General features: G+C 41.0%; 24 protein-coding genes. 9 read left to right on the top strand and 15 right to left on the bottom strand.

The window, feature by feature from the left end; translation table 11 throughout:
* Positions 1-344 precede the first annotated feature (344 nt).
* Both LX92_RS09840 and LX92_RS09835 read right to left on the bottom strand, forming a co-directional pair.
* Entirely contained in the window at positions 345-752 is a 408-nt protein-coding gene (locus LX92_RS09840; protein WP_109650141.1) for a thiol-disulfide oxidoreductase DCC family protein, read from the bottom strand.
* A gap of 182 nt (positions 753-934) precedes the next feature.
* Complete coding sequence (locus tag LX92_RS09835; protein ID WP_109650140.1) at positions 935-3,106, bottom strand: endonuclease MutS2; 2,172 nt, start codon at positions 3,104-3,106, stop codon at positions 935-937.
* Positions 3,107-3,281: 175 nt separating this feature from the next.
* Here LX92_RS09835 and LX92_RS09830 point away from each other — a divergent pair, with 175 nt between their 5' ends.
* Both LX92_RS09830 and ung read left to right on the top strand, forming a co-directional pair.
* Entirely contained in the window at positions 3,282-4,331 is a 1,050-nt protein-coding gene (locus LX92_RS09830; protein ID WP_109650139.1) for a DUF6340 family protein, read from the top strand.
* 168 nt (positions 4,332-4,499) lie between these two features.
* Complete coding sequence (gene ung, locus LX92_RS09825; RefSeq protein ID WP_109650138.1) at positions 4,500-5,165, top strand: uracil-DNA glycosylase; 666 nt, start codon at positions 4,500-4,502, stop codon at positions 5,163-5,165.
* A 19-nt stretch (positions 5,166-5,184) separates the two neighbouring features.
* Here the strand turns inward: ung and LX92_RS09820 are convergent, their stop codons facing one another.
* The 6 genes from LX92_RS09820 to LX92_RS09795 form a co-directional block, all read right to left on the bottom strand.
* A complete protein-coding gene (locus LX92_RS09820) occupies positions 5,185-5,610 on the bottom strand; it encodes a hypothetical protein (RefSeq protein WP_109650137.1) in 426 nt (141 codons plus the stop codon).
* 351 nt (positions 5,611-5,961) lie between these two features.
* Positions 5,962-6,816 carry a substrate-binding domain-containing protein gene (locus LX92_RS09815; protein WP_109650136.1) on the bottom strand — a complete coding sequence of 285 codons (855 nt, stop codon included), beginning with the start codon at positions 6,814-6,816 and terminating at the stop codon, positions 5,962-5,964.
* Between the two features lie 109 nt (positions 6,817-6,925).
* On the bottom strand, positions 6,926-7,792 hold the full coding sequence (locus LX92_RS09810; RefSeq protein WP_109650135.1) for a nucleoside phosphorylase: 867 nt from the start codon (positions 7,790-7,792) through the stop codon (positions 6,926-6,928).
* 1 nt (position 7,793) lies between these two features.
* Positions 7,794-8,726, bottom strand: a complete 933-nt coding sequence (locus tag LX92_RS09805; protein WP_109650134.1) for a DUF1835 domain-containing protein — start codon at positions 8,724-8,726, stop codon at positions 7,794-7,796.
* A gap of 114 nt (positions 8,727-8,840) precedes the next feature.
* Positions 8,841-9,167: a translation initiation factor gene (locus LX92_RS09800; protein ID WP_109650133.1), complete on the bottom strand. Its 327-nt coding sequence runs from the start codon at positions 9,165-9,167 to the stop codon at positions 8,841-8,843.
* 3 nt (positions 9,168-9,170) lie between these two features.
* Positions 9,171-10,121, bottom strand: coding sequence for an isopenicillin N synthase family dioxygenase (locus LX92_RS09795; protein ID WP_109650132.1), 951 nt, complete (start codon positions 10,119-10,121; stop codon positions 9,171-9,173).
* Positions 10,122-10,236: 115 nt separating this feature from the next.
* Here LX92_RS09795 and LX92_RS09790 point away from each other — a divergent pair, with 115 nt between their 5' ends.
* From LX92_RS09790 to LX92_RS09780, 3 genes are all read left to right on the top strand, one after another.
* On the top strand, positions 10,237-12,213 hold the full coding sequence (locus LX92_RS09790) for an alpha-ketoacid dehydrogenase subunit alpha/beta (protein WP_109650131.1): 1,977 nt from the start codon (positions 10,237-10,239) through the stop codon (positions 12,211-12,213).
* Positions 12,214-12,329: 116 nt separating this feature from the next.
* Positions 12,330-12,812 carry a lipocalin family protein gene (locus LX92_RS09785; protein WP_109650130.1) on the top strand — a complete coding sequence of 161 codons (483 nt, stop codon included), beginning with the start codon at positions 12,330-12,332 and terminating at the stop codon, positions 12,810-12,812.
* Positions 12,813-12,882: 70 nt separating this feature from the next.
* Complete coding sequence (locus LX92_RS09780; protein ID WP_170117822.1) at positions 12,883-13,578, top strand: OmpA family protein; 696 nt, start codon at positions 12,883-12,885, stop codon at positions 13,576-13,578.
* Between the two features lie 58 nt (positions 13,579-13,636).
* On the opposite strand, the gene LX92_RS09775 is transcribed toward LX92_RS09780, so the two are convergent.
* On the bottom strand, positions 13,637-14,578 hold the full coding sequence (locus LX92_RS09775) for a TerC family protein (RefSeq protein WP_109650128.1): 942 nt from the start codon (positions 14,576-14,578) through the stop codon (positions 13,637-13,639).
* A gap of 206 nt (positions 14,579-14,784) precedes the next feature.
* Between LX92_RS09775 and LX92_RS09770 the strand changes: the two genes are divergently transcribed.
* The 3 genes from LX92_RS09770 (at position 14,785) to LX92_RS09760 (ending at position 16,271) form a co-directional block, all read left to right on the top strand.
* Positions 14,785-15,132 (top strand): hypothetical protein, encoded by a 348-nt coding sequence (locus LX92_RS09770; protein ID WP_109650127.1) that lies wholly within the window; start codon positions 14,785-14,787, stop codon positions 15,130-15,132.
* A 250-nt stretch (positions 15,133-15,382) separates the two neighbouring features.
* On the top strand, positions 15,383-15,718 hold the full coding sequence (locus tag LX92_RS09765) for a hypothetical protein (protein ID WP_109650126.1): 336 nt from the start codon (positions 15,383-15,385) through the stop codon (positions 15,716-15,718).
* 199 nt (positions 15,719-15,917) lie between these two features.
* Positions 15,918-16,271 carry a hypothetical protein gene (locus tag LX92_RS09760; RefSeq protein ID WP_109650125.1) on the top strand — a complete coding sequence of 118 codons (354 nt, stop codon included), beginning with the start codon at positions 15,918-15,920 and terminating at the stop codon, positions 16,269-16,271.
* 77 nt (positions 16,272-16,348) lie between these two features.
* Here the strand turns inward: LX92_RS09760 and LX92_RS09755 are convergent, their stop codons facing one another.
* The 5 genes from LX92_RS09755 to LX92_RS09735 all read right to left on the bottom strand — a co-directional run bounded on the left by LX92_RS09755 (position 16,349) and on the right by LX92_RS09735 (position 19,671).
* Positions 16,349-16,792 carry a hypothetical protein gene (locus tag LX92_RS09755; protein WP_109650124.1) on the bottom strand — a complete coding sequence of 148 codons (444 nt, stop codon included), beginning with the start codon at positions 16,790-16,792 and terminating at the stop codon, positions 16,349-16,351.
* 276 nt (positions 16,793-17,068) lie between these two features.
* Entirely contained in the window at positions 17,069-17,539 is a 471-nt protein-coding gene (locus tag LX92_RS09750) for a hypothetical protein (protein ID WP_109650123.1), read from the bottom strand.
* A 433-nt stretch (positions 17,540-17,972) separates the two neighbouring features.
* Entirely contained in the window at positions 17,973-18,425 is a 453-nt protein-coding gene (locus tag LX92_RS09745; protein ID WP_109650122.1) for a hypothetical protein, read from the bottom strand.
* A 114-nt stretch (positions 18,426-18,539) separates the two neighbouring features.
* On the bottom strand, positions 18,540-19,196 hold the full coding sequence (locus tag LX92_RS09740) for a hypothetical protein (RefSeq protein WP_109650121.1): 657 nt from the start codon (positions 19,194-19,196) through the stop codon (positions 18,540-18,542).
* Complete coding sequence (locus LX92_RS09735) at positions 19,180-19,671, bottom strand: RNA polymerase sigma factor (RefSeq protein ID WP_109650120.1); 492 nt, start codon at positions 19,669-19,671, stop codon at positions 19,180-19,182. The genes LX92_RS09740 and LX92_RS09735 overlap by 17 nt, the downstream gene beginning before the upstream one ends.
* Positions 19,672-20,352: 681 nt before the next feature.
* On the opposite strand from LX92_RS09735, the gene LX92_RS09725 reads away from it, so the two are divergent.
* Complete coding sequence (locus LX92_RS09725; protein WP_109650119.1) at positions 20,353-21,252, top strand: hypothetical protein; 900 nt, start codon at positions 20,353-20,355, stop codon at positions 21,250-21,252.
* A gap of 1 nt (position 21,253) precedes the next feature.
* Here the strand turns inward: LX92_RS09725 and LX92_RS09720 are convergent.
* Positions 21,254-21,590 (bottom strand): transposase (locus LX92_RS09720; RefSeq protein WP_146197819.1); only part of this gene is annotated, 337 nt, incomplete at its 5' end.

Here is a 21,590-nt window from a genome sequence, read left to right as displayed (position 1 = left end):
TCTTGAAAGACAATTAGGAAACCACCGATGCGTGAGCGGGGGCAAGGGATGAGGAAAAGTGTATTTTGGGTTAGGGAAGATGTATATGGTCATGGTAAATCAATGGTATTTCATTTAACTGGACCAATAATCATATACGATTTGTTGTTGGGGAAGTAAAGGTTTCTCTCGGGTATTAAGATTTCCCAGTCGGTCCACCTTTAAAATGACGGTGGGTCATTCCGAATGTATGAGGGGAATCACATCCTGATTTTCATAAACCTTTGTGGATTGATGATTTAGACGTGGCTCGGGGTATTGGGATTTCCCAATCGTTCCTCCTTCGAAATGACGGAGGGATCCTATTATTCCAAAAACTTGGCCTTTAGCTCTGGAGTAGGTATCATACAGGCATCCATTTTGCCGTACCATTGGTATCGGTTACGGGCAACAAAATCGTATACGATATCACTTAAGCTGCTGGGAATCAATTCCAGTACGGTTAGCAGTTTCCATGCGCCACCAAAGGAAGTCCCTATTTTCAAGGCTGCGGTGGACTTGGTATAATAAGCCACACCAGGCTCAATAAGAATAATGGAATCTACGGTATCCGTATCGATATGACGCTCTTTCACCAGTTGTTTTCCCAGGTCACCTTGAAGGGTTGCAAAACGGAATTCATCCTTTTTGTCATGTCTTATGATAAATTGGATGGATCGATTGCAGAGATTACAAACGCCATCAAAAAGCACTATTTTCTTAGGATCCTCCATATTTTATTTCACTGTCGTTTGTGTTTCAATTCCTTGGAAAGACAAGGATAACCTTTTCAATGGAAATGGTTTTCAATTCCGTAATCCAAGGGGTGTGTTTTTTAGTTCAAAAATCATATACGATTTGATGCAATCCGCTGATAATCAATTTTGATACAATTTCAAATAGGGGAGAAGGGATCTTACTTCCTAGCCTCCACCAATTCCAACTGATCCACGCTTACATTGGTGGTGAACAGGCCATAGTTTACAAATGCTTTGTTCTTTTCCAGGTTATCGATACTGCCAACGGCCTTTCCGTCTATCATTCTGACCCGGTCACCGATCTTGAAAACCGGGCGCGGCTTGTTCTTTTCGGCAATGACCGCTTTCTTTTTCGCTACTTTCTTTTTTTCGCGTATAACCTTGACTTCTTTTTCTACTTCCTGGGCCACTTGGACTTTCTTGGCCCGTGCTGCTTTGACTTCCTTGACGGGCTTCTTCTTGCGTTTACTGTTCTCGGTCTCCACAATGCGCAACAATTCAGAAACCAACACCCGTTTTTTCTTATCGTGGAAATAGTGCTCTGCAGCGGTATTCACCTTATTTCCCAAATAGATCATTCGTTGGTTGTGGTCGTACAATTCCTGATAATTCTCCAGTTTTGATTTGATCTTGGAGTTCAGGGTTTCAAGTCGACGGGCTTCTTCCCTTGCCTTTAACTCCTCCTCATGCAGTTTTGAGCCTGTTTCAGCCATTTTGCTGCGTTCTTTCTGTAATTTGGCTATGGTGGCATCAAAGCGTACTTTTCCGCGCTCTATCTTCTTCTTTGCCTTGTTGATGAGCGAGTAGGGGATGCCGTTCTTTTGTGCCACCTCAAAAGTGAACGAACTACCCGCTTGTCCCAAGACCAATTGGAAGGTGGGTTCCAAGGTTTTCGAATTAAAGAGCATGTTCGCATTCGTACAATGCGGCAATTCATTGGCCAGGGCCTTTAAATTGGCGTAGTGGGTGGTAATCACACCATAGGCTCCCCGCTCATAGAACACCTCCAAGAAGGCCTCGGCCAAGGCCCCTCCCAACTCAGGATCACTCCCGGTCCCGAATTCATCGATTAGGAATAAGGTCTTGCTATTGCATTTCCGTAAGAAGTTGTTCATGTTCTTTAGCCGATAGCTATAGGTACTCAAATGGTTTTCGATGGATTGGTTGTCCCCGATATCCGTAAGGACCTTTTTGAACAGGCACATGGACGAGCGTTCGTGCACAGGGACCAAAAAACCGCTTTGCAACATGACCTGTAGCAAGCCAATGGTCTTTAGGGTGATACTCTTACCCCCGGCATTGGGACCCGAAATAACGATGATCCGGTTGTCTGGTTGTAATTCTATGGTTTGCGGATACGTTTTCGCCCGCTTCAATTTATTGCTCAGGAAAAGTAGGGGATGGTAGGCATCCCTTAAGAACATCTTACGCTCTTCACTGATTTTAGGCAGTATGGCGTTCATTTCCGAGGCGTACTTTGCTTTGCCCGCGGTAATATCCATATGGGCCAAGTATTCTTGATAATCGCTTAAGAAAGGGGCAAAGGGCCGAATGCGCCCCGTTAGTTCATTAAGGATCCGCTGTACTTCCTCACGTTCATCGAATTCGAGATTGTTCAGTTGCCTACTGTATCGCAAGGAGGCCTCTGGTTCTATATAGACGATACTACCGGTTTTGGAGGACCCCATAACCGTACCTTTCACTTTCTTGCGATACATCGCCTTTACCGCCAAAACCCGACGGTTCTCAACGACCGACTCCCGAATGTCATCCAAATAATCGGAAGTTTTATAGGTGTTCAATGCCGAAGCGAAACTTTGGTTGATCTTTCCTTTTACCTCATTGATTTCTTGGCGTATGCCCAATAATTTATCGGAGGCATTGTCCTTGATCTCCCCAAAACGGTCGATAACGGAATCAATATGTGCCGGTATTTCGGTATTTAGTTGGATTTCTTCCGTAGCCTCGAATAACAAAGGGAAATACTCCTTGAATTTCTTAAAGAACTTTTTATGGTCGGCAACGGTCTTGCAAATGTTTCCAATACGTCGAAAACCGCTGATTTCCAAGGTGGTGTTTTCGATTTTGAGCAATTTCAGGTCTCCGTCTATACTGTCAAACCCATGGTTGGGAATGCGATTGTCACTGATCAGGGAAGATAAATACTCAGAGGTCTGTCCCAGTTGGCGATGTATGTCTTCCGCATCGGGTAATGGGGCAATGTCCAAAGCCCTCTGTTTACCCAACTCGGTAGTGCAGCGTACGGAAAGCTGTTTCAATACCGTATCGAATTCTAAATCTTGAAGTGTTTTTGTATGAATCGTACCCATTTGCCTTTATAAATCGATTGCAAAGGTATGATTTAGGGATGATATGGCGAACTTTTGAAATCCATAACCCACAACCGTGATTTTCTTTCCGTTTTGTTGCTTCCTGGAGAATTAATAATGCCGCTTTTACATACGATAAACGATCCTTTTCACGTTGTAAACAAAATCTATCCCAATGACAAGTCGTAACCCCATTGCTGCAATTGCGTTACTCGCCTTACTTTTTGTAGGCTGCAGTGCAACGAACAATTTGACCATGAGTGCCGTTGAACCGGCCCCCGTAACCCTTTCAAAGGATGTAACCCGAATCGGTATTATCAACCGCAGTCTGCCTGCTGAGGGAAATAAGATCGCCGATCAGGTCGATAAACTATTATCCGCTGAAGGACTACATCTCGATGAGGAAGGTTCTAAAGCGGCTGTTCTGTCCTTAAAGGAAAACCTAGAACAAAACCGGAACCTTCAGGAGGTCGTGATCATTGAAAATGAATCCCGGTTACAGAAAGGTCTGAGTGTATTTCCAGCGCCTTTGGACTGGGCGGAAATAGAATCGCTGTGCGAGCAATATAAGGTAGACGCCATATTTTCACTGGCATTTTACGATACCGATACCAAAGTGACCTATAAGATGACGACCATGCAATTGCCCAATGATCTGGGGATAAAGGCATCGGTACCTGCCCATGAATTGACCTTGAATACCTTGGTTAAGAACGGATGGCGTATCTATGATCCCTATAGCCGTCGCATTGCCGATGAGTTGGTTTATAACGATCCCGTGGTTTCTGTGGGAAAAGGGATCAATCCCGTTAAGGCCTATGAAGCTATTATGGGCAGAAAGGAAGCGGTTTTGGGCACAAGTACATATATGGGTAAGGACTACGCCCAGCGTATACTGCCCTATAAACATCGCGTTAACCGGGACTATTTCGTTAGGGGAACCGATAATTTTAAAATGGCACAACGAAGGGCCCAAGCTGGGGATTGGGAGGGTGCCGCTGAACTTTGGCAGTTGGAAACCTCCAATAAAGACAGGAAGGTGGCCGGACGTGCCTGTTATAATATGGCCATAAGCAATGAAATCAACGGGGATTTGGAATCCGCCATACAATGGGCCTCAAAATCCTATACCGATTACGAAATAAACGATGCGCTCAGTTATTTGAACACCCTAAAATATCGTGTAAGGCAGCAAGAAAACCTAAACCGGCAATTGTCGAAATAACCTGTTGTCCAAGCGCAGGTGTAGGGCCTATTTTAGGTGTGTGATTACGTAAGACTTCACGTGTAGTGGGTGTAATCTGCGCACGTAAACGGAAGATTCACTATAAATGCAAGGATTAAAGTCCGGGATGATTATTTTTGTGGTCGAAATCATGAAAAAACATCCATTTTGACCGTCGATATCCACGATAGCTGGAAACAGCCACTTGCAAACGAATTTGACCAACCTTATTTTAAGGGGTTGGTTGATTTTGTCAAAAAAGAGTATCAAGAGCATACCTGTTACCCACCGGGCAAACAGATCTTCGCCGCCTTTGACCATAGTCCGTTTGAAAAGACCAAAGTGGTCATTATTGGGCAGGACCCTTATCATGGTCCAAACCAGGCCAATGGACTCTGTTTTTCCGTAACGGATGGCATACCGCATCCCCCATCATTGATCAATATCTTTAAGGAAATCGAAACCGATTTGGGGAAGCCTTATCCCAAAAGTGGTAACCTGGAACGCTGGGCCGACCATGGTGTATTGCTTTTAAATGCTACTTTGACCGTAAGGGCACATGAAGCAGGAAGCCATCAAAGAAAAGGCTGGGAGACCTTTACGGATAGCGTCATAAAGACAATTTCCAAGGAGCGGGAAGGAATTGTTTTTTTACTTTGGGGCGGATATGCCAAAAAAAAAATCAAATTGATTGATGCAAACAAGCATCATATATTAACTTCGGGACACCCATCCCCATTGAGTGCCAATCGCGGATACTGGTTTGGCAATAAGCATTTTAGTGCGACCAATGCACTCTTGCAGCAAATGGGTAAAACCCCAATTGATTGGTAAATGTATGGTTAGGGTACTGTCAGTGAATGACAATGGCATCCTCCAGCGCTATGGCCTTCTCGGGTTTAGGTATGGGTTGGATCTCACTTTTGATACGCATATACTCTTGCCAACGATAGGACTCAAGCACATCGGCCATTGCTGAGGTTTCACGACTCGATAGTTGTTTCAATAATTCATATTTGGCCATTGGGGAAAGGGTTTGATCCTCTTCCACGGCTTTTTTCTTTACCAGGAAACGGGCGACCGTAGATTGAAAATCCAAAGCCTGTTCAGGACCCATAACCAATCTGGGTTGATATTTAGCTGTTATATCCGCAGCCTTAAATCGAATCTTCCGATCTATTTTCAACGCATAAAATGACTGGGCACAAAGGGCAGGGGTAAGAAATAGAAAAATCAGTAATGTCAAAAATCTTGTTATAGAAAAGGTTCTGGTTTTCATAATAACAAAAGGTTTAAATCAATGAACAGTTAAATTTCCACCACAAAATTAGAATGGGATAAACACAATGTCAAGACCTAAAATATTAAAAATAGTATAAAATTCCCAACAATAAAATATAAACCAATACATTAAGTAATGAATTTAAAATACTTATTTACAGTTAATTAAAAAATAATATAATGTTTTTATGTTGTTTGGGGTGATGTAGGTCACCATGTGTTTTCGTCAAGGGATTGATCTGAATGATAGCGCGTATTAGCGCACCGGTCGCTGGGTGGCCGTAATGAAGAAAACACAATATTCCCCAAAATTCCCATGTGGAATTTTAGTGTATCCACGGATAATGGGCTACCCTTTGGAGAAGGCGATGTCGGTATAAGGCTTTTGTTTTACTATTAATTTTAAATCCATCAAAGTGTCCTGTACCTTTTCAACCGTTTGGGGTTTTAATTGGGATTGACTCCAACGTGTCATTGACATCCATTCCTGTATATCTTCCAACTGTTGTCCATAGCGATTGGCCAAGGTGCGGTCAATACTGGGAATCTGTTTGAAATCCGCGGTATACATGTTTATGATTTCCAGGATATGTTCAAGTGTGGAAGCATTATCCTGTATAAAACTATCGGTAGCGGCAATGACGAAGCAAGGCCAAGGCGTGGGGCAATCCCCCAATCTTCTGAATACTTGCTGGTCTACCAAGGGTTTGGTGGTAAAGTGTTCCCACATAAAATAATCAGCGGTACCCTTTGTTAAGGCTTCCACGGCACCATCGAGGTTGTTGATGACCTCGAATTGAAGGTTTTGGGTGTCCCAGCCTTCATTTTGGGCATTGACATAGGCCATAAGGTGACTCCCGCTACCAAATCGACTTATCGCAACTTTACGGCCCATTAGGTCGTCAATGGAATTATAGGTGCTTTTGGCACCTACATGTATGCCCCAGTGTAGGGGCGAGGCAATATATTCCTGAACGATCTTTGCGGGATTTCCCTCGGTAATGCTTTTTATCAGTCCTTCGGTAAGGATAATGGCCAAATCGGTTTCCTGGTTTTCGAGCATTTGGCACATTTTGCCAGTACCTTCAGGTATATCGGTCCATTCAAGTTCGATTCCCCGTTCCTCAAAGGCCCCTTCTTCGATAGCTAAGTGCCAGGGCATGTTAAAATGTTCGGGGACGCCGATGATCTTTACTTTTTTCATTTTAAATGGCTATGAAATGCAATAATTATAGCGAAAGATATTCTTTCTTCTCAAAGATATTATCTTTTTGGAATTTCAGTTGTAGCTTCCTGATAAAATGACCCGGTGGTTACTTGGTCAACTTGTCCAGGGTATACTTGATCAAACCATTTATGGTTTTTCGGGGATTCTCGGAAAATTCACCCGAAACCCTATTGGCAATGATGCAATTTAGGGAGACCGCTTGGTGTCCCAGTAACTTACTCAGTCCATAAATAGCCGAAGATTCCATTTCGAGGTTGGTGATCTTCAGGTCCTTATACTTGAATGAGGTTATTTTATCATTTAGGGTATCATCTTGCAGGCTTAAACGTAATTTACGGCCTTGGGGTCCGTAAAAACCTGAATTTGTACCGGTTACACCATATCGTATACGATTTGAAATCAGTCTTTCCCGCAAGGTTTCATCACATTTGACGAGATAGGGCCAAGGTTTTTTGTCTGACCAGTTGGTGTGTTTTACAAAGGCTTCCGAAAACTCGTCATCGCATAGGCCTTCATTTTCGTAGAAGTGCAAAACCCCATCGAAACCCAGGGCGTAATCGCTCAATACATAGGAATCCACCGGAATGTCTTTTTGAACGGCTCCCGATGTTCCGATACGTACGATCTTCAGTTGCTTGAATTCCTTTTTGATTTTCCTTGAATCAAAGTCGATATTGGCCAAGGCATCCAGTTCGTTCAGGACAATATCGATATTGTCGGTTCCTATTCCCGTGGATAGTACGGTAAGTCGTTTACCGTTCATCCTTCCGGTATGGGTGATGAACTCCCGTTTTTCTTTTTTGACCTCAATAATGTCGAAATGCTTGGATACCTGTGCCACACGATTTTGATCGCCCACGATTATAATGGTATCCGATATGTCTTCTGGTAATAAATTAAGGTGGTAAATGCTGTTATCAGCATTTAGGATGAGCTCGGAAGCTTCTAACATGTTATAATTTTAGAATTCTGTTAGATTCAGTGTTGTAAAGGTAATTGTATTTCAGGGCGCCTCCCAAATACGCATCATTATCTTGAATGCAAGCGTAATAACTGGTTTGTGCCTCTAGTATTTCTTTTCCTTTTTTTGTTAAGCGGACGGGGTTGAAGGAGTGGTATAAGGGTTTTAAGGTGGTGATGATACGATCGATCTGGGTGTCTCCAAAACCGTATAATCCTTGGTCTGAGATGACTGTAGTTAAGAGTTCTTTCTTCGATTTGGGCTTTTTGTCGACCGACAATTCCAAAATATGGTTTTCCAATTCGTTCAGGCCGTTTTTAATGGTCGGGAACCTTTTTAAGTGGGCCGTGATGGCTCCGGAAAGGTAGTCGAACCTGTAATTGTCAAAATCGGAAAGGTTTTCCAAGCGTATCGGGTTGTCGCTACAGTATAGTTGCCAAACATAATCGGCATATTCGATATCATCCTGTTTTAATTCGACCCTTTTCTCAAAAAGATCCATGATGTAATCATTCTTCAACTCATCGAAACCGTACATTTTATCGGTCTTGTCCTCCTTGCCACAACTCACCAATGAGATTTTGGCATATTTACGGTGGGTCTTTAACCAACTAATAACCGCCAACATGTTTATTTGACAGAACAGGTCGTATTCAAACCAGAGAACAATCTCATCCTGTTGCTTATGGTTACAAAGGGAACGGTATTCCTTTAAGGTCTTTTCAATAAACCAGGATTTTGAAACCTTATAATTCTTGTTCAGGAATTCGAATCTGGTTTTCCAAAAAGATTCGCTTCCCACAGTGGTCAGCGTCTTACCTTCACATAGCATTTCGCGCCATGTGATTATATCTCCTTTTAAATTCAGGGACCTCAACCTATCGGTCAAGCTATCACCATTGGTTATATGTAATAGGGAACTCATCTTTAGGTTTCTTTTTGGTTTTGGCGAATAAAAGTAATATATAATTGAAAATTACAAAAAAAATTAACAGTAAACTACGCAACCCTCAAAATTCAAGTTGCTTTTTGGGAGGGGTCACCCGCCCACGCGTTTCACTTTAAATCCTTTATCTTGAAGTATTTGCATGATTTTATCACGGTAATCCCCCTGAATGATAATTCGTTCATCTTTAAAGGTCCCCCCAACACTTAATTTCGTTTTCAGCTCCTTGGTCAACTTCTTAAAATCGGTATCCGCACCGGTATAACCTTCCAGAATGGTTATGGGTTTGCCCTTGCGCTTCTCATATTTGCATATAATGGGGGCATCTTGCATCCAAATATCCGATTGGGGTACATCGGACTCGTTTTCGGAGGGTACGTGTTCGGGGAAAAGGTTTTTGAGCTGGTCACTTAAATCCATAAACTATTTTTTTATCAATCCCAATTCTATCAACCTTTCGTGAAGGAATTCACCGGCGGTAATATCCTCGAATTGTTTCGGGTGTTCCGCATCGATGCAATGCTCCAAACAATTTAAGGGCATTTCGCTGATGGGATGCATAAAGAACGGAATGGAATATCGTGAGGTACCCCATAACTCCTTGGGAGGGTTTACCACTTGGTGTATGGTCGATTTCAATTTATTATTGGTATGGCGTGATAGCATATCGCCTACATTGATCATCAACTGGTCCGGTTTGGCGATGGCATCGATCCATTCCCCTTCGTGGTTCTTGACCTGTAGGCCACGACCATGGGCACCCATTAATAAGGTAATCAGGTTAATATCGCCATGGGCGGCGGCCCTGACCGCATTTTTGGGCTCTGAGGTAATGGGCGGATAATGGATAGGCCTTAGGATGGAGTTACCATTCAATATGAACTTATCAAAGTAATATTCGTCCAGCCCTAAATGCAGGGCTAGGGCACGTAGGACATATTTTGCGGTCTTCTCGAGCATCTTATAGGTTTCCTTGCCTACGCTATTGAATTTCCCAAGCTCCGTGACCATGATATTGGCCGGATATTCGGCCTCCAATTTTGGATTGTCCACCACATACTGTCCAAAATGCCAGAATTCCTTTAAGTCCCCTTCCTTTTTTCCCTTGGCATGCTCCTTTCCGAACGACGTGTACCCACGTTGTCCGCCAATACCTTCGATTTCATATTTATCCTTGATTTCCTGTGGTAGGTCAAAAAAGTTCTTTACCTCTTTGTATAGGTCCTTGACCAACGTATCCGAAAGAAAATGTCCGCTCAAGGCCACAAAGCCAATTTGTTCAAAGGCATTTCCTATTTCGGTAATGAATTTCTGTTTTCTTTGGGGATCACCGGAAACAAAATCCTTCAAGTCCACACTGGGTATCATATCCATAGTTGTATTTTTAACTGAAATCAAAATTACAAATTAATGTTCAATTGAAACGGAGGCTCTTTTTAATGCCTCTCCTATCTTTTTTGTTACATTTATGGTGATTATACTATAACGCATGGATTACGGTAAATACGATCTTGATAATGATTTGAAGCTGAGGCTTTATACCTCGATGTTGAAACCTCGTATGATCGAGGAGAAAATGCTTATTTTATTACGGCAAGGCAAGATATCCAAGTGGTTCAGTGGTATAGGGCAGGAAGCTATCGCAGTAGGGGTGGCCACAGCTATGGCCACGGAGGAATATATACTTCCCATGCATCGGAATTTAGGGGTGTTTACGACCCGTGACATTCCTTTGTACCGACTTTTTTCACAATGGCAGGGCAAGGCCAATGGCTTTACCAACGGACGTGATCGTAGTTTCCATTTTGGTACCCAAGCGTATAAGATAGTGGGTATGATCTCGCATCTAGGGCCTCAATTGGGGGTGGCGGATGGCATTGCCTTGGCCGGACTTCTACAAGAAAAAAAAGAGGTAACCGCAGTGTTTACCGGGGAGGGAGCCACAAGTGAAGGCGATTTCCATGAAGCCCTGAACGTGGCCGCGGTATGGGGGTTACCCGTATTGTTCTGCGTGGAAAACAATGGGTATGGACTATCAACACCTACTTCTGAGCAATTCAAGTGCGAGCATTTGGCTGATAAGGGCAAAGGGTATGGCATGGAATCGCATATCATTGATGGGAACAACATCTTGGAGGTGTATACCAAAATCGATGCCCTTTGTAAAAGTATGCGGGAAAATCCTCGCCCTGTGTTGGTGGAGTTCAAGACCTTTCGTATGCGGGGTCATGAAGAGGCCAGTGGTACCAAATATGTTCCGCAGGAATTAATGGACCGCTGGGCGGCAAAGGATCCCCTGGAAAACTACTCAGCGTATTTACGGGATGAGAACATTCTTACCGAAGCCCAGGACGTAGTATATAAAAAACAGCTAATTGCTGAAATAGATGAACACTTGAAAAAGGCTTTTGCGGAACAGGAAGTTGTTCCAGATACCTTTACGGAAATACGGAATGTCTATAAGGATTTTGAATATGAGGAAGTGGGGCCGGGGCCGGTCACTAAGAACATTCGATTGGTCGATGCAATTTCAGCGGGATTAAGGCAATCGATGCAACTCCATGATAACCTCGTGATAATGGGGCAGGATGTGGCCGAATATGGTGGTGTCTTTAAAATAACCGATGGTTTTGTCGAAGCTTTCGGAAAAGAGCGGGTTCGAAATACCCCCATTTGTGAATCGGCCATTGTTTCAGCGGCCATGGGACTCTCGATCCACGGAATGAAAGCCGTCATGGAAATGCAATTTGCCGATTTTGTGAGTTCAGGGTTTAATCCTATTGTGAATTATTTGGCCAAGTCGCATTACCGCTGGTCAGCGAACGCCGATGTGGTCATTCGTATGCCTTGTGGCGGTGGGGTGGCTGCGGGACCCTTCCATTCCCAGACCAATGAGGCTTGGTTTACCAAAACGCCAGGGTTGAAAGTGGTGTATCCGGCGTTTCCTTATGATGCCAAGGGTTTATTGGCTACCGCCATAAACGATCCCAATCCCGTGCTGTTTTTTGAACATAAGGGGTTATACAGAAGCGTGTATCAGGATGTTCCTGAGGACTATTACACCTTGCCCTTGGGTAAGGCCAGTCTTTTGAAGGAAGGGGATGATATCAGTATCGTCAGTTATGGGGCGGGCGTACATTGGGTCTTGGAAACCTTGGAAAAGAATAAGGATGTCCAAGCAGATGTCATTGATTTGCGTTCGCTGCAACCTTTGGATATAGATGCGGTGTATGACTCCGTAAAAAAGACGGGAAAACTCATCATTCTTCAAGAAGATAGTCTTTTTGGTGGAATCGCCAGTGATATTTCGGCCTTGGTGATGGAAAATTGTTTCGAGTATCTCGATGCTCCCGTAAAACGGGTGGCCAGTTTGGAAACCCCGATTCCTTTTGCCAAGACATTGGAAGACAATTACTTGTCCAAAGGAAGGTTTGAGAGTGCCTTATTACAGTTGTTGGCGTATTGAAACCTATGTTCGATACAGACCATATAAATTATCGATTGCGTTAAAAATTCCTTTATAAATTACATCCAAGATCTTTTTGGAAACGTATATATATGCTGTAACCCAAAAATATAAACATGAAAAAAATAGTAGTATTGTTTGGGATAGTGGGATTGTTGATGACATCCTGTTCTGTCTCAAAGGTAGCGCGTGAAAAAAGAAATCTATTAAGTGGTACTTGGATCCTGGAAGATGTTTCCTATGAGAACAACACGGGTAATTTCTCTTCAATCCTTTTTAATGATGCCAAGGATATCTGTTTTGAGGGTAGTAATTGGTTTTTTAGGGACAATAACAGTACGGGTCGGTATACAATCGCCCCTTCGACCCTTTGCAATGGCGGGGATCGCTACATTCGTTGGTCGGTGGTCGATCGTGACGAAAATTATACCAGCCAACTACAGTTTAAATTCATAGATGCCAAAAACAAGGATATTGATGGTGGTTTGGGTTATCGGTTGAATATAGACACCTTGACCCCAACGGAAATGATCTTGAAATCGAACAATCAAGTCGATGGGGAACAAGTAACCATCGTTTATCAATTCACCAAGAAATAAAAAAAAGGACCAAATCATAGGTCAAAGGGAATGACCAAATTCATCCAACAGTAAAAATAAATATATACAAATGAAAAGCATAGCGAGAAAAAGTGTTTACGTACTATTATGTATGGTGTTGATTACCGGGTGTAGTGTTACCCGTAATGCGAATAATAAACAAAAAGGGGCCGTCATCGGTGCCAGTGGTGGAGCGGTAATCGGAGGTGTATTGGGTAACAACATCGGTAAAGGGAAAAATACGGCCTTGGGTGCCATTATCGGAGCCGTGGTCGGTGGTGTTGCCGGTGGCTATATCGGAGACCGTATGGATCGCCAAGCGGAACGTATTGAGGAAGAAATACCAGGTGCAGAGGTGACCCGTGTGGGAGAGGGTATCAATGTTACCTTCACCGAGGATGCAGGTGTTTATTTTGACACCAATAAATCCTATGTAAAGGGAACTTCAGCAACCACATTGGATAAATTGGCCGGTATTTTCAAGGAATATCCTAAAAGTAATATCCTTGTTGAAGGGCATACCGATAGTGCCGGACCTGAGGATTACAATATGAAATTGTCACAACAACGGGCTGAATCGGTGACCAATTACTTGATTTCACAGGGAATCAGTCCAGAACGTTTCACTGTAAAATGGTATGGTGAAAACCAACCTAAGGCCGATAATGCCACTGCAGAGGGCAAAGCTAAAAACCGTAGGGTAGAATTGGCCATTGTTGCCAGTGAGGAGCTTAAGGAAGAGGCCAAACAGCAAACCGGAAATTAAATAGGGTCAAAATATAAGCCTTAAAAAAAAATCCCGACATTTTGGTGTCGGGATTTTTTTATTTCTTTTTTTCCGGTATGGCCAAAGAGGCAATGATACCGGCAACCAAGGAAACGGATATCACCGTTAAGGAAACCCATTCGGGCAATTCAATGTTGTGAGAGAACAGCATCTTGAGTCCGACAAAAGCCAAAATCACCACAAGGCTATAGTTGATATACCTGAATTTCTCCAGCATCCTCGAGATCAGGAAGTACATGGATCGCAATCCCAGTATGGCCAATATATTGGAACTGAATACGATAAAGGGATCCGCCGTGATCGCCAAAATCGCGGGAATACTGTCCAGCGCAAATAGCACGTCGGTCAATTCAATAATGATCAAGGCCACAAATAGGGGAGTGGCCGCATTGATTCCCATTCGTTTAACGAAGAAATCATGGTTGTTGATGGTGGATGTTATCGGATATATTTTTTTTATCTGTCGGAAGACCCAGGATTTTTTGGGATCGAAATGGGATTCATCGGATTTCAACATTTTAAAGGCCGTGTACAGGAGGAAAACCCCAAAAACATAAATGATCCAATCGAATTTGGTTATCAGGGCCACCCCAAAGAGGATCATAAGTCCACGAAAGACGATTGCCCCAAGAATACCCCAGAACAGCACCCGGTGTTGATAAAGGGCCGGAATCTTGAAAGCTTGGAAGATAACGGCAATGACAAAAACATTATCAATACTAAGGGACAATTCAATAAGATATCCCGTTATGTATTTCAATACCGCATTGTTGGGGGTTAGACCGGTAGGGTTTTCAACCATTCCAGAAGAAAACAACCAATAGATGACCCCGCTGAAACTTAGTGCCACGGTAACCCATACGGCTGTCCATAAACCAGCTTCCTTACTTTTAATAACATGCTCTGTCTTATGGAAAACACCAAGGTCGAGGGCTAAAAAAACGATTACCAAAGCAATAAACAGGATCCAAACCAGCATATTTTCTCAAATTTAAAGCCCCGAAGTTAAGCAGTATTTTTGAAATCAGGCAACAAACCTTTTGACAGTTATCCACTTTTGGCCTGAAAATTGTAATTGATTCATAAATTGGTGGATTTGCCGCCACGGTCATCCGTTTTTTTTATACCTTTTCACGATATATAAAGACATTTAGGATAAACGATATCAAATAAAAATCATAAACCATGAGAAAATTTATTTTACTTTTTAGTGCATTGTTATTGGCACAAATAGGTAGCGCCAATACCATATTACAGGATGGGGATGCCGTGGTCAAGGCCAAGGCCAAGGAATTGACAAAGAAATACACGGCGGAATTGGGTTTGGAGGCCGATCAATTGGCGGACTTTGAACAAACCCTTACCGGTTATATGGTAAAAAAAGCGAAAGTAGGGAAACTGAATATTTCCGAATCGGATAAGGCCGTTATGCTCAAACAATTGACCACCCAGGAGAATGAGGATATGGCAGCCATGCTTTCCAAAGGGCAACTCAAAAAATACCTTAAGGCCAAGGCGAAGTTACAGCCCTAAGGACCTTATCATTTACGTAAGGAAGTATACCGATATAATCATATTCGAAAGGGTAGGGGTTATATCGGTTTTTTTATGCCCTACAATAGACAGTACAACCCGTTGTCCGTGTCGTATGATACTTACAAGCCCTAGATTCAGGGGATTATATCGACCTATGGACGTATTTATTCGATTAAAGTAGTTTTTGGCGAAAGGGAGGTAAATCATATTTTCACTATCTTGTTCGGTAGACGCTATTACTTACAAAATGAAAAAAAACACATCAACTGTGGTGGGTTTCCTGTTTTTTGTATTGGGGACCAACCATATTATGGCACAGGAGTATAAGCCATCGGCCCAAGAAGTGAAAAAGCATACGGTTATGGAAATGTATGAACCTGATTTGGTGCTTAGTGTTGCAGAACGGAAGCAACTAAAGGAAAAACGCGAAAATTCCATTGCGCTCAGAAAGCGGATTTTGGATACATTGGATATTTCCGAACGACGTAGGGAAAGACTTCTGAAAGTACTCAATAAAAATCCGTTCTCCAATGAGATGAACAAGGCCATGGCCGATATTGATTTTATTGAAGAGGAACAATAAACCTTTTAACCAAACTACATTGCAAAAAACCTCCGAAACACGGAGGTTTTTTTATGCCTTATGGTAAGGTTATTTTAAGGGAATACTAAATTACCGTTAAATATTGATAATAAGGAAATTGGAATTCAAAAGGGTGGGTATAATTTCGTAATTTAAGGGTATTGGAGTAGTTTTTGTTTAACCCCATAAATCAAATCCTATGAGAACATTATTAAATACCAGGGGTTCAACAGGTCTTGAGCCCGGCGCAAATGCATTGATCCATCGATTGGAACGTAATTTACAGGACGTAGGTCAATTACGTAATTATTTGAATTCCTACAGTTGCGAACCGCAAACCTATACAGATTTTAAACGGATAGAGTCACTGCGAAACAGATTGGATACCCTTGCGAAGGTCAATAGGGCTATTATTCTATCCATTAAGGAGGATAAGAATCCGACAAAAAGATATTATGAAAAGGTACAGGAACAATATTCGGAATTCAATGCCTTGAAACGGGGCGTGGAAGCGTATATGGAGGAGGCCAGGACAAAATACGTTCATCATTGAGCAATGATGATGTTCAGATATAAAAAAAGCCCTGACGGTTACGTCAGGGCTTTTTTTGGTTTATTGGATAAATGTGATTAGTTTGAATTAGCCCCTATATCAGCAACGGCTACAATGTTGTTGTTGGCATCGTGTATGGTAATATGTCCGTTTAACGCAATCAGTCCTTCATAGGTTATGGAATTGCCATTGTTCAATTGGGTAATGGTGGTATTACTGATAGCACATTCGCAAACAGCAAGGGTAATGGCGATATCACCACCTTCAGCGGCACTGTTAAAGCGTATATAAGCTGGATTGGTAGAGGTATTGGCACCATCCAATTCAATCAATACGTGTGTTGTACCATTATCTTCCTGGGTAAAGGTCGCTGTACCGGAAATACCAGAACCGGAAACATCATAAATTTGGTATTCTACGCTTTGTAGAATAACAGCTTTTTCGACGTCATCTTTTTTACATCCAGTAAAAACCATTACACAAAGCAAAGCCAAGACTGCGAGGGAACTTTTAATTTTCATATTTCTTAAGTGTTGTTTATTCCCTCCAAAATTAGAAATTGGTTGATATGATATTGTATTTGGAAATGCCTTTTCTACCAAAAGGGTGAAAATTCCGACGTATAGCAGTTTTCGGTAGGATAAATCGCTTTTTATCGAAACGATTTTGGAATTATTCAGGGATAAATGTCCAAAAGAAGTCTCGAAAACGGAAAATCAGGGGTCCATTTGGAGGAAATCCACCAAAGGAATAACAGGAATCGTTAGAATGAAAGCCTTGACTATTTGCAACACCTGCTAAAGGGACGTTGAACTTGATTTCGCATTGGAACCAATGTCGGCCACGGCAACGATGGGGGCGTTGTACCCCACACCGCCATGAATGGTAATATGTCCGTTTAGGGCAACCAATCCTTCATAGGAAATGGCATTGCCATTATCCAGGTGGGTGACAGTGGTATTACTGATGGCGCATTCGCAGTTTTTTAGGGTTATGGCCACCGTACCGCCTTCAGCAGCGCTGTTAAACCTAATGTAGGCTGGATTTTCGGAGGTATAGGCGCCTTCGAGCTCGATCAAAACGTGGGTAGAACCATTGTCTTCCTGGGTAAAGGTCGCTGTGCCTGAGATGTTGGAATTTGAAATATCATAAATGGGATATGCAACACTTTGAAGTATTACGGCTTCCTTGACGTCATCATTGTTACAACCTAGGAAAAAGAACATCATTGCCCAAATGAGCATAAAAGGGGGACTTTTATATTTCATTATCTCATGTTTTAAGGGACTAATTTATTTTGGAAATAATTGTAATCAACTGATTTATATCAGTCAGGGGAGTGGAAAACGGTTATCTTGGATAAGATGCAGGGATATTCGATAAAGGGTGGTCATACGTCCTTTCAAATATCCTATTTTACATAATATAAATTATAGTACAAATGTATTGTGTGCAGTTTCCGTATAGCTATGCTATTTGATATAATATCAGATATCGGCCGTTAGGACTATATCGGCAGATATTATGTCAAAGGAAACCAACACGCTATACTTTAATAATTGTTCCCCATCGGTTAGCTATAATTGCATTATGTAAAATATCCCGGAACATTTTATTATTTAAGCGAATTATAAGCAGGGTCATGAAACTATTAAGCGGTGTCTGCGACTTTGCCAACGCATCAACTCGCCGCTAAAATGACTACAGTATGTTTCCAGCTGCTTTAGCTTGAGCATCCATGCGACGACCTATATATGCACCAATAAACAGCCCTATACAAATGCCAAAGGAAATCCCTAATGACCTTTCAAAACGTTCACCAATAAGTACACCCAAAACAACGCCAAATAATATTCCTAAACTTACACTCAAGTTCGTATAGTATCCTTTGGAAATCAAGGAAAATGTATCCTTTAAATAGGTCTCAAATTTACCCAGTGCTTTTTTAAAGAATTTTTTTCTGTTACCAGGATTTGAATTTAAATTTAAACGATCTAATTCCATTTCTAAAGCTTGAATTTCATCATTTGAAAATCCCCTATGCTGCAATGCGGTCAGATTATATATAAATTTCCCGTAAACCTTAATCTCCGATTTATTAGTTGTTTCAGATTTTAAACTTTCAAAAAAGTTCAATGCATTATTTAGTGTCATAATTTCTAATGTTTTCTTGGTTGGTGGTCCAAATCAAAAATTATTACACCTAAAACCCATTTTATTCGAAAAATTTCTAAAAAAACTACACGACCACACCTCTTTGCTAGGTGTTTAGCTCCTTAAGCTTTCGATATCGGCCATCAATTCATCCAATTTTTTGAAAACCCTTCCGTAAACAATGTTTACATCCCATTTATAAATCCGACCTCCAAAATGGAATAGTAAGGCTATTATTAATAGTACCATAAAGATTCCTATTAATGGAATACCAAAGATGAGATAAGTGTCTGGGAAACCAACAAGAATTTCATTTACCAGTCGTTCTCCCAAAGGCATACCTTCGGCATCTTTAAACCAAAAGCCTAAAATCAGGGATATAAATATTATTGGGTACAACAATTTTGAAATTTTCTCATTGATGGATACCTGTTTGTTCTTCCATTGGTTAAATGCTTTTAAGTATTGGTAACTGCTTATGCCAAAATCTATTTTTCCTAAATCGTTTAACAATTTCCTATTGATAAAAACAAGAACTGAAAGGGTTACAAAAAATAGGATGCCTGTTATTGGAATGCCTATTAGGAAAGAGACGATTAAAAAAGCAAATGAGAATGCAACAATGGCAATCAAATTTATTTTGAACATTCTTTTGAATTTATCAATGATATGAATTGATTTTTGGTTGTAAAGATTGTTGATTTTTGGTGCTACCAATGCGTCGCTCTTAAGAAAACCTTCCTTCCAAATATTTTCAATTGATTTCTCCATCCAATATTTTTTTTAATCTAATTTTAATCCTTTTAACACGAACCCCGATATTATTAGGATTTGTTCCTATAATTTCAGCGATTTCCTTTTGTGATTTTTCCTCTAAATAAAGCATAATAACCGCTCTATCTATTTCTGAGAGTTTTCTGATAGCATCGTATAATACATTTAGGGATTCATCCAAAAACGCAAAATTATCCTCAGTCTCTTCAGAAGTTATAGCATCGGATACAAAATGTTGAACATTGTTTTTCTTTTTCTTAAGTAAGGTCAAACAAACGTTTAAAGAAATTCGATACACCCAAGTGCTCCATTGGGATTCCTCACGAAAGTTGTCTTTACTCCTCCAGATTTGCAAACACACTTCTTGATAATAATCTTCAAAATCTTCTTGCGAATTGGTATAGGCTCGACATAATTTAATGATTATTCCTGCAAATGGTAAAATGGATGTTTTATAAAAATCGCTACTCAATAGTGTCGTTTTTATTGGTTAGTGGCTTAAATTAGGAATTATTACAGGCCAATGTCAAAATTGTAAAAAGAATCTCTTTTGGGAGAAACCGTCCCATCCTGAAATACGGCTACAGGTTACAATTGATTGGTTGCGTGATTGAGCAAATAATTTACCAAATAAAAACCGAATAGAAAATCCGCAAGCCCTCCCCTCCTATCGTTGGGTCGCATAAAAGTGACTAGGCACGAAGAGAATGTAGAGCCCAATACGCCTGCGCTACATCTCGCTCAAAAATATAAAGGTCTCCCAGACCTATATATTTTATGCCGTTTACCAAAGCAAAGTGTCATAATGCAATGTGTTCAAAGAAGACGAAATTATCAGGTTTTACAAGGGTTTTAGAATTAATGAAGAATAACAAAGGCTCTTTATCTGGTATAAAACCTATCAACGCTACCCAAAGATTTTCTCTAGGTTCGCCCAGCTTTTCTTTTGGCACTTTTGTTCTTAGGTACTTTTTTAGAGAAGAAACTAAAAAGGGAATTATACGAACTACTAAAAATAGAGTAGTTATTATTTCTATTTTCGTTTATGGAATTATTTTTATGCTACTCATTGCAACACGCTCATTTTTACTTATGGTGTAATGCTATATTTTTTGAACTATTTTGTATCTAAATTTACTATAAATAAGAACTAATGTATAAAAAAACGTATTCAATATTTGAATTTCTTATTATAATGATGATGGCATCTATATTGACCCAATGTAAAGCTCAAGTACAATCTATTTCTAAACCATGGGAGTATAATAACAATCGCTTAGCAGTTAGCTTTGACGGTAATAGTGAGCCAGATAATGCCTATAAATGGCCAACAGGAGATCCTGATGATTGGGGAGCTGCGGCAGCCTCTTTAGCAATTATTGCAAAGTTGGGCTTGCAAGATAAGCTTGTACATTGCTCATACAATAATTTTATTGATGCTCCTGCTGGTCCTGATAATGAAAATGAGCTTAAAATAAGTTGCGATGGGGCTATAGAAAGGTGGGATTTTGATGGAAGTAAATTTTTTGATGTGACAACACAGCTTGAAGCATCTAAACTTAATTTGGCTTCAGAAATGGGAAAATCAACTGCTGCCAACCCTTTATATTTTATGCACGCAGGTCTTTCAGAATTTTTATATCAAGTTGTAGAAGAAGTTATAAAGCAAGGTAATATTGAAGCACTTAATTATGTATATCTTTTATCTCATAGTGAGTTTAATGAAGGAGAAAAAAGACGCAATTATCATAGAACTTGGAATGATGTTCAGGAATTATGTGGGAATCGTATAAAATATAAGAAAATTAAAGATCAAAATAATAAAACTGTTCCAAACGATTTATGGAATTCACAAAAAGACTTTTCTGTTTGGTATTGGATGCGCGATCATAAAGACCCTGATGTAAAATGGATGTATTCTAGACTAGAAGCTCATAGTGGCGGCGACGCAGATATTTCTGATTGTGGTTTATTCTATTACCTTTTAACGGGGGATGATAATGGCAGTCCTTCTAAATTCGAAAAATTCATTGGAGATGGTATGGGTCTGTAAATTAAACTCTGTCCGTTGTTCCAATTCCTTTGGGGCTAGCCCCAAAGGAATTGGCGTTTAAGACCAGTGGTATCCTCTCCCCAAATTTAATATAAAGTTGTTGAACGGTAAGACTCCAATTATGTAATGGGCTTGTCCACTTTTTTTCGATGTTCTTTGTGGCCAGGTATACCAGTTTCAACAAGGCCATGTCGTTGGTAAATGCCCCCTTGGTCTTGGTTACCTTACGAACTTGGCGATGAAAACCTTCCACGGCGTTGGTCGTATAGATGATCTTCCTGATGGGTTCGGTGTACTGGAAGTACTGCGATAACTGCTCCCAGTTACGCTGCCAGCTC

This window comes from Maribacter polysiphoniae (assembly GCF_003148665.1).
GTDB classification, from domain to species: domain Bacteria; phylum Bacteroidota; class Bacteroidia; order Flavobacteriales; family Flavobacteriaceae; genus Maribacter_A; species Maribacter_A polysiphoniae.
The sequence above is the reverse complement of the archived record's forward strand: the minus strand, read 5'-3'. Positions and strand labels throughout refer to the sequence as shown.

Coding starts and splice junctions, on each gene's coding strand:
- LX92_RS09840 (WP_109650141.1), bottom strand. CDS start 752: ATGGAGGATCCTAAGAAAATAGTGCTTTTTGATGGCGTTTGTAATCTC.
- LX92_RS09835 (WP_109650140.1), bottom strand. CDS start 3,106: ATGGGTACGATTCATACAAAAACACTTCAAGATTTAGAATTCGATACG.
- LX92_RS09830 (WP_109650139.1), top strand. CDS start 3,282: ATGACAAGTCGTAACCCCATTGCTGCAATTGCGTTACTCGCCTTACTT.
- LX92_RS09820 (WP_109650137.1), bottom strand. CDS start 5,610: ATGAAAACCAGAACCTTTTCTATAACAAGATTTTTGACATTACTGATT.
- LX92_RS09815 (WP_109650136.1), bottom strand. CDS start 6,816: ATGAAAAAAGTAAAGATCATCGGCGTCCCCGAACATTTTAACATGCCC.
- LX92_RS09810 (WP_109650135.1), bottom strand. CDS start 7,792: ATGTTAGAAGCTTCCGAGCTCATCCTAAATGCTGATAACAGCATTTAC.
- LX92_RS09805 (WP_109650134.1), bottom strand. CDS start 8,726: ATGAGTTCCCTATTACATATAACCAATGGTGATAGCTTGACCGATAGG.
- LX92_RS09800 (WP_109650133.1), bottom strand. CDS start 9,167: ATGGATTTAAGTGACCAGCTCAAAAACCTTTTCCCCGAACACGTACCC.
- LX92_RS09795 (WP_109650132.1), bottom strand. CDS start 10,121: ATGGATATGATACCCAGTGTGGACTTGAAGGATTTTGTTTCCGGTGAT.
- LX92_RS09790 (WP_109650131.1), top strand. CDS start 10,237: ATGGATTACGGTAAATACGATCTTGATAATGATTTGAAGCTGAGGCTT.
- LX92_RS09785 (WP_109650130.1), top strand. CDS start 12,330: ATGAAAAAAATAGTAGTATTGTTTGGGATAGTGGGATTGTTGATGACA.
- LX92_RS09780 (WP_170117822.1), top strand. CDS start 12,883: ATGAAAAGCATAGCGAGAAAAAGTGTTTACGTACTATTATGTATGGTG.
- LX92_RS09775 (WP_109650128.1), bottom strand. CDS start 14,578: ATGCTGGTTTGGATCCTGTTTATTGCTTTGGTAATCGTTTTTTTAGCC.
- LX92_RS09770 (WP_109650127.1), top strand. CDS start 14,785: ATGAGAAAATTTATTTTACTTTTTAGTGCATTGTTATTGGCACAAATA.
- LX92_RS09765 (WP_109650126.1), top strand. CDS start 15,383: ATGAAAAAAAACACATCAACTGTGGTGGGTTTCCTGTTTTTTGTATTG.
- LX92_RS09760 (WP_109650125.1), top strand. CDS start 15,918: ATGAGAACATTATTAAATACCAGGGGTTCAACAGGTCTTGAGCCCGGC.
- LX92_RS09755 (WP_109650124.1), bottom strand. CDS start 16,792: ATGAAAATTAAAAGTTCCCTCGCAGTCTTGGCTTTGCTTTGTGTAATG.
- LX92_RS09750 (WP_109650123.1), bottom strand. CDS start 17,539: ATGAAATATAAAAGTCCCCCTTTTATGCTCATTTGGGCAATGATGTTC.
- LX92_RS09745 (WP_109650122.1), bottom strand. CDS start 18,425: ATGACACTAAATAATGCATTGAACTTTTTTGAAAGTTTAAAATCTGAA.
- LX92_RS09740 (WP_109650121.1), bottom strand. CDS start 19,196: ATGGAGAAATCAATTGAAAATATTTGGAAGGAAGGTTTTCTTAAGAGC.
- LX92_RS09725 (WP_109650119.1), top strand. CDS start 20,353: ATGTATAAAAAAACGTATTCAATATTTGAATTTCTTATTATAATGATG.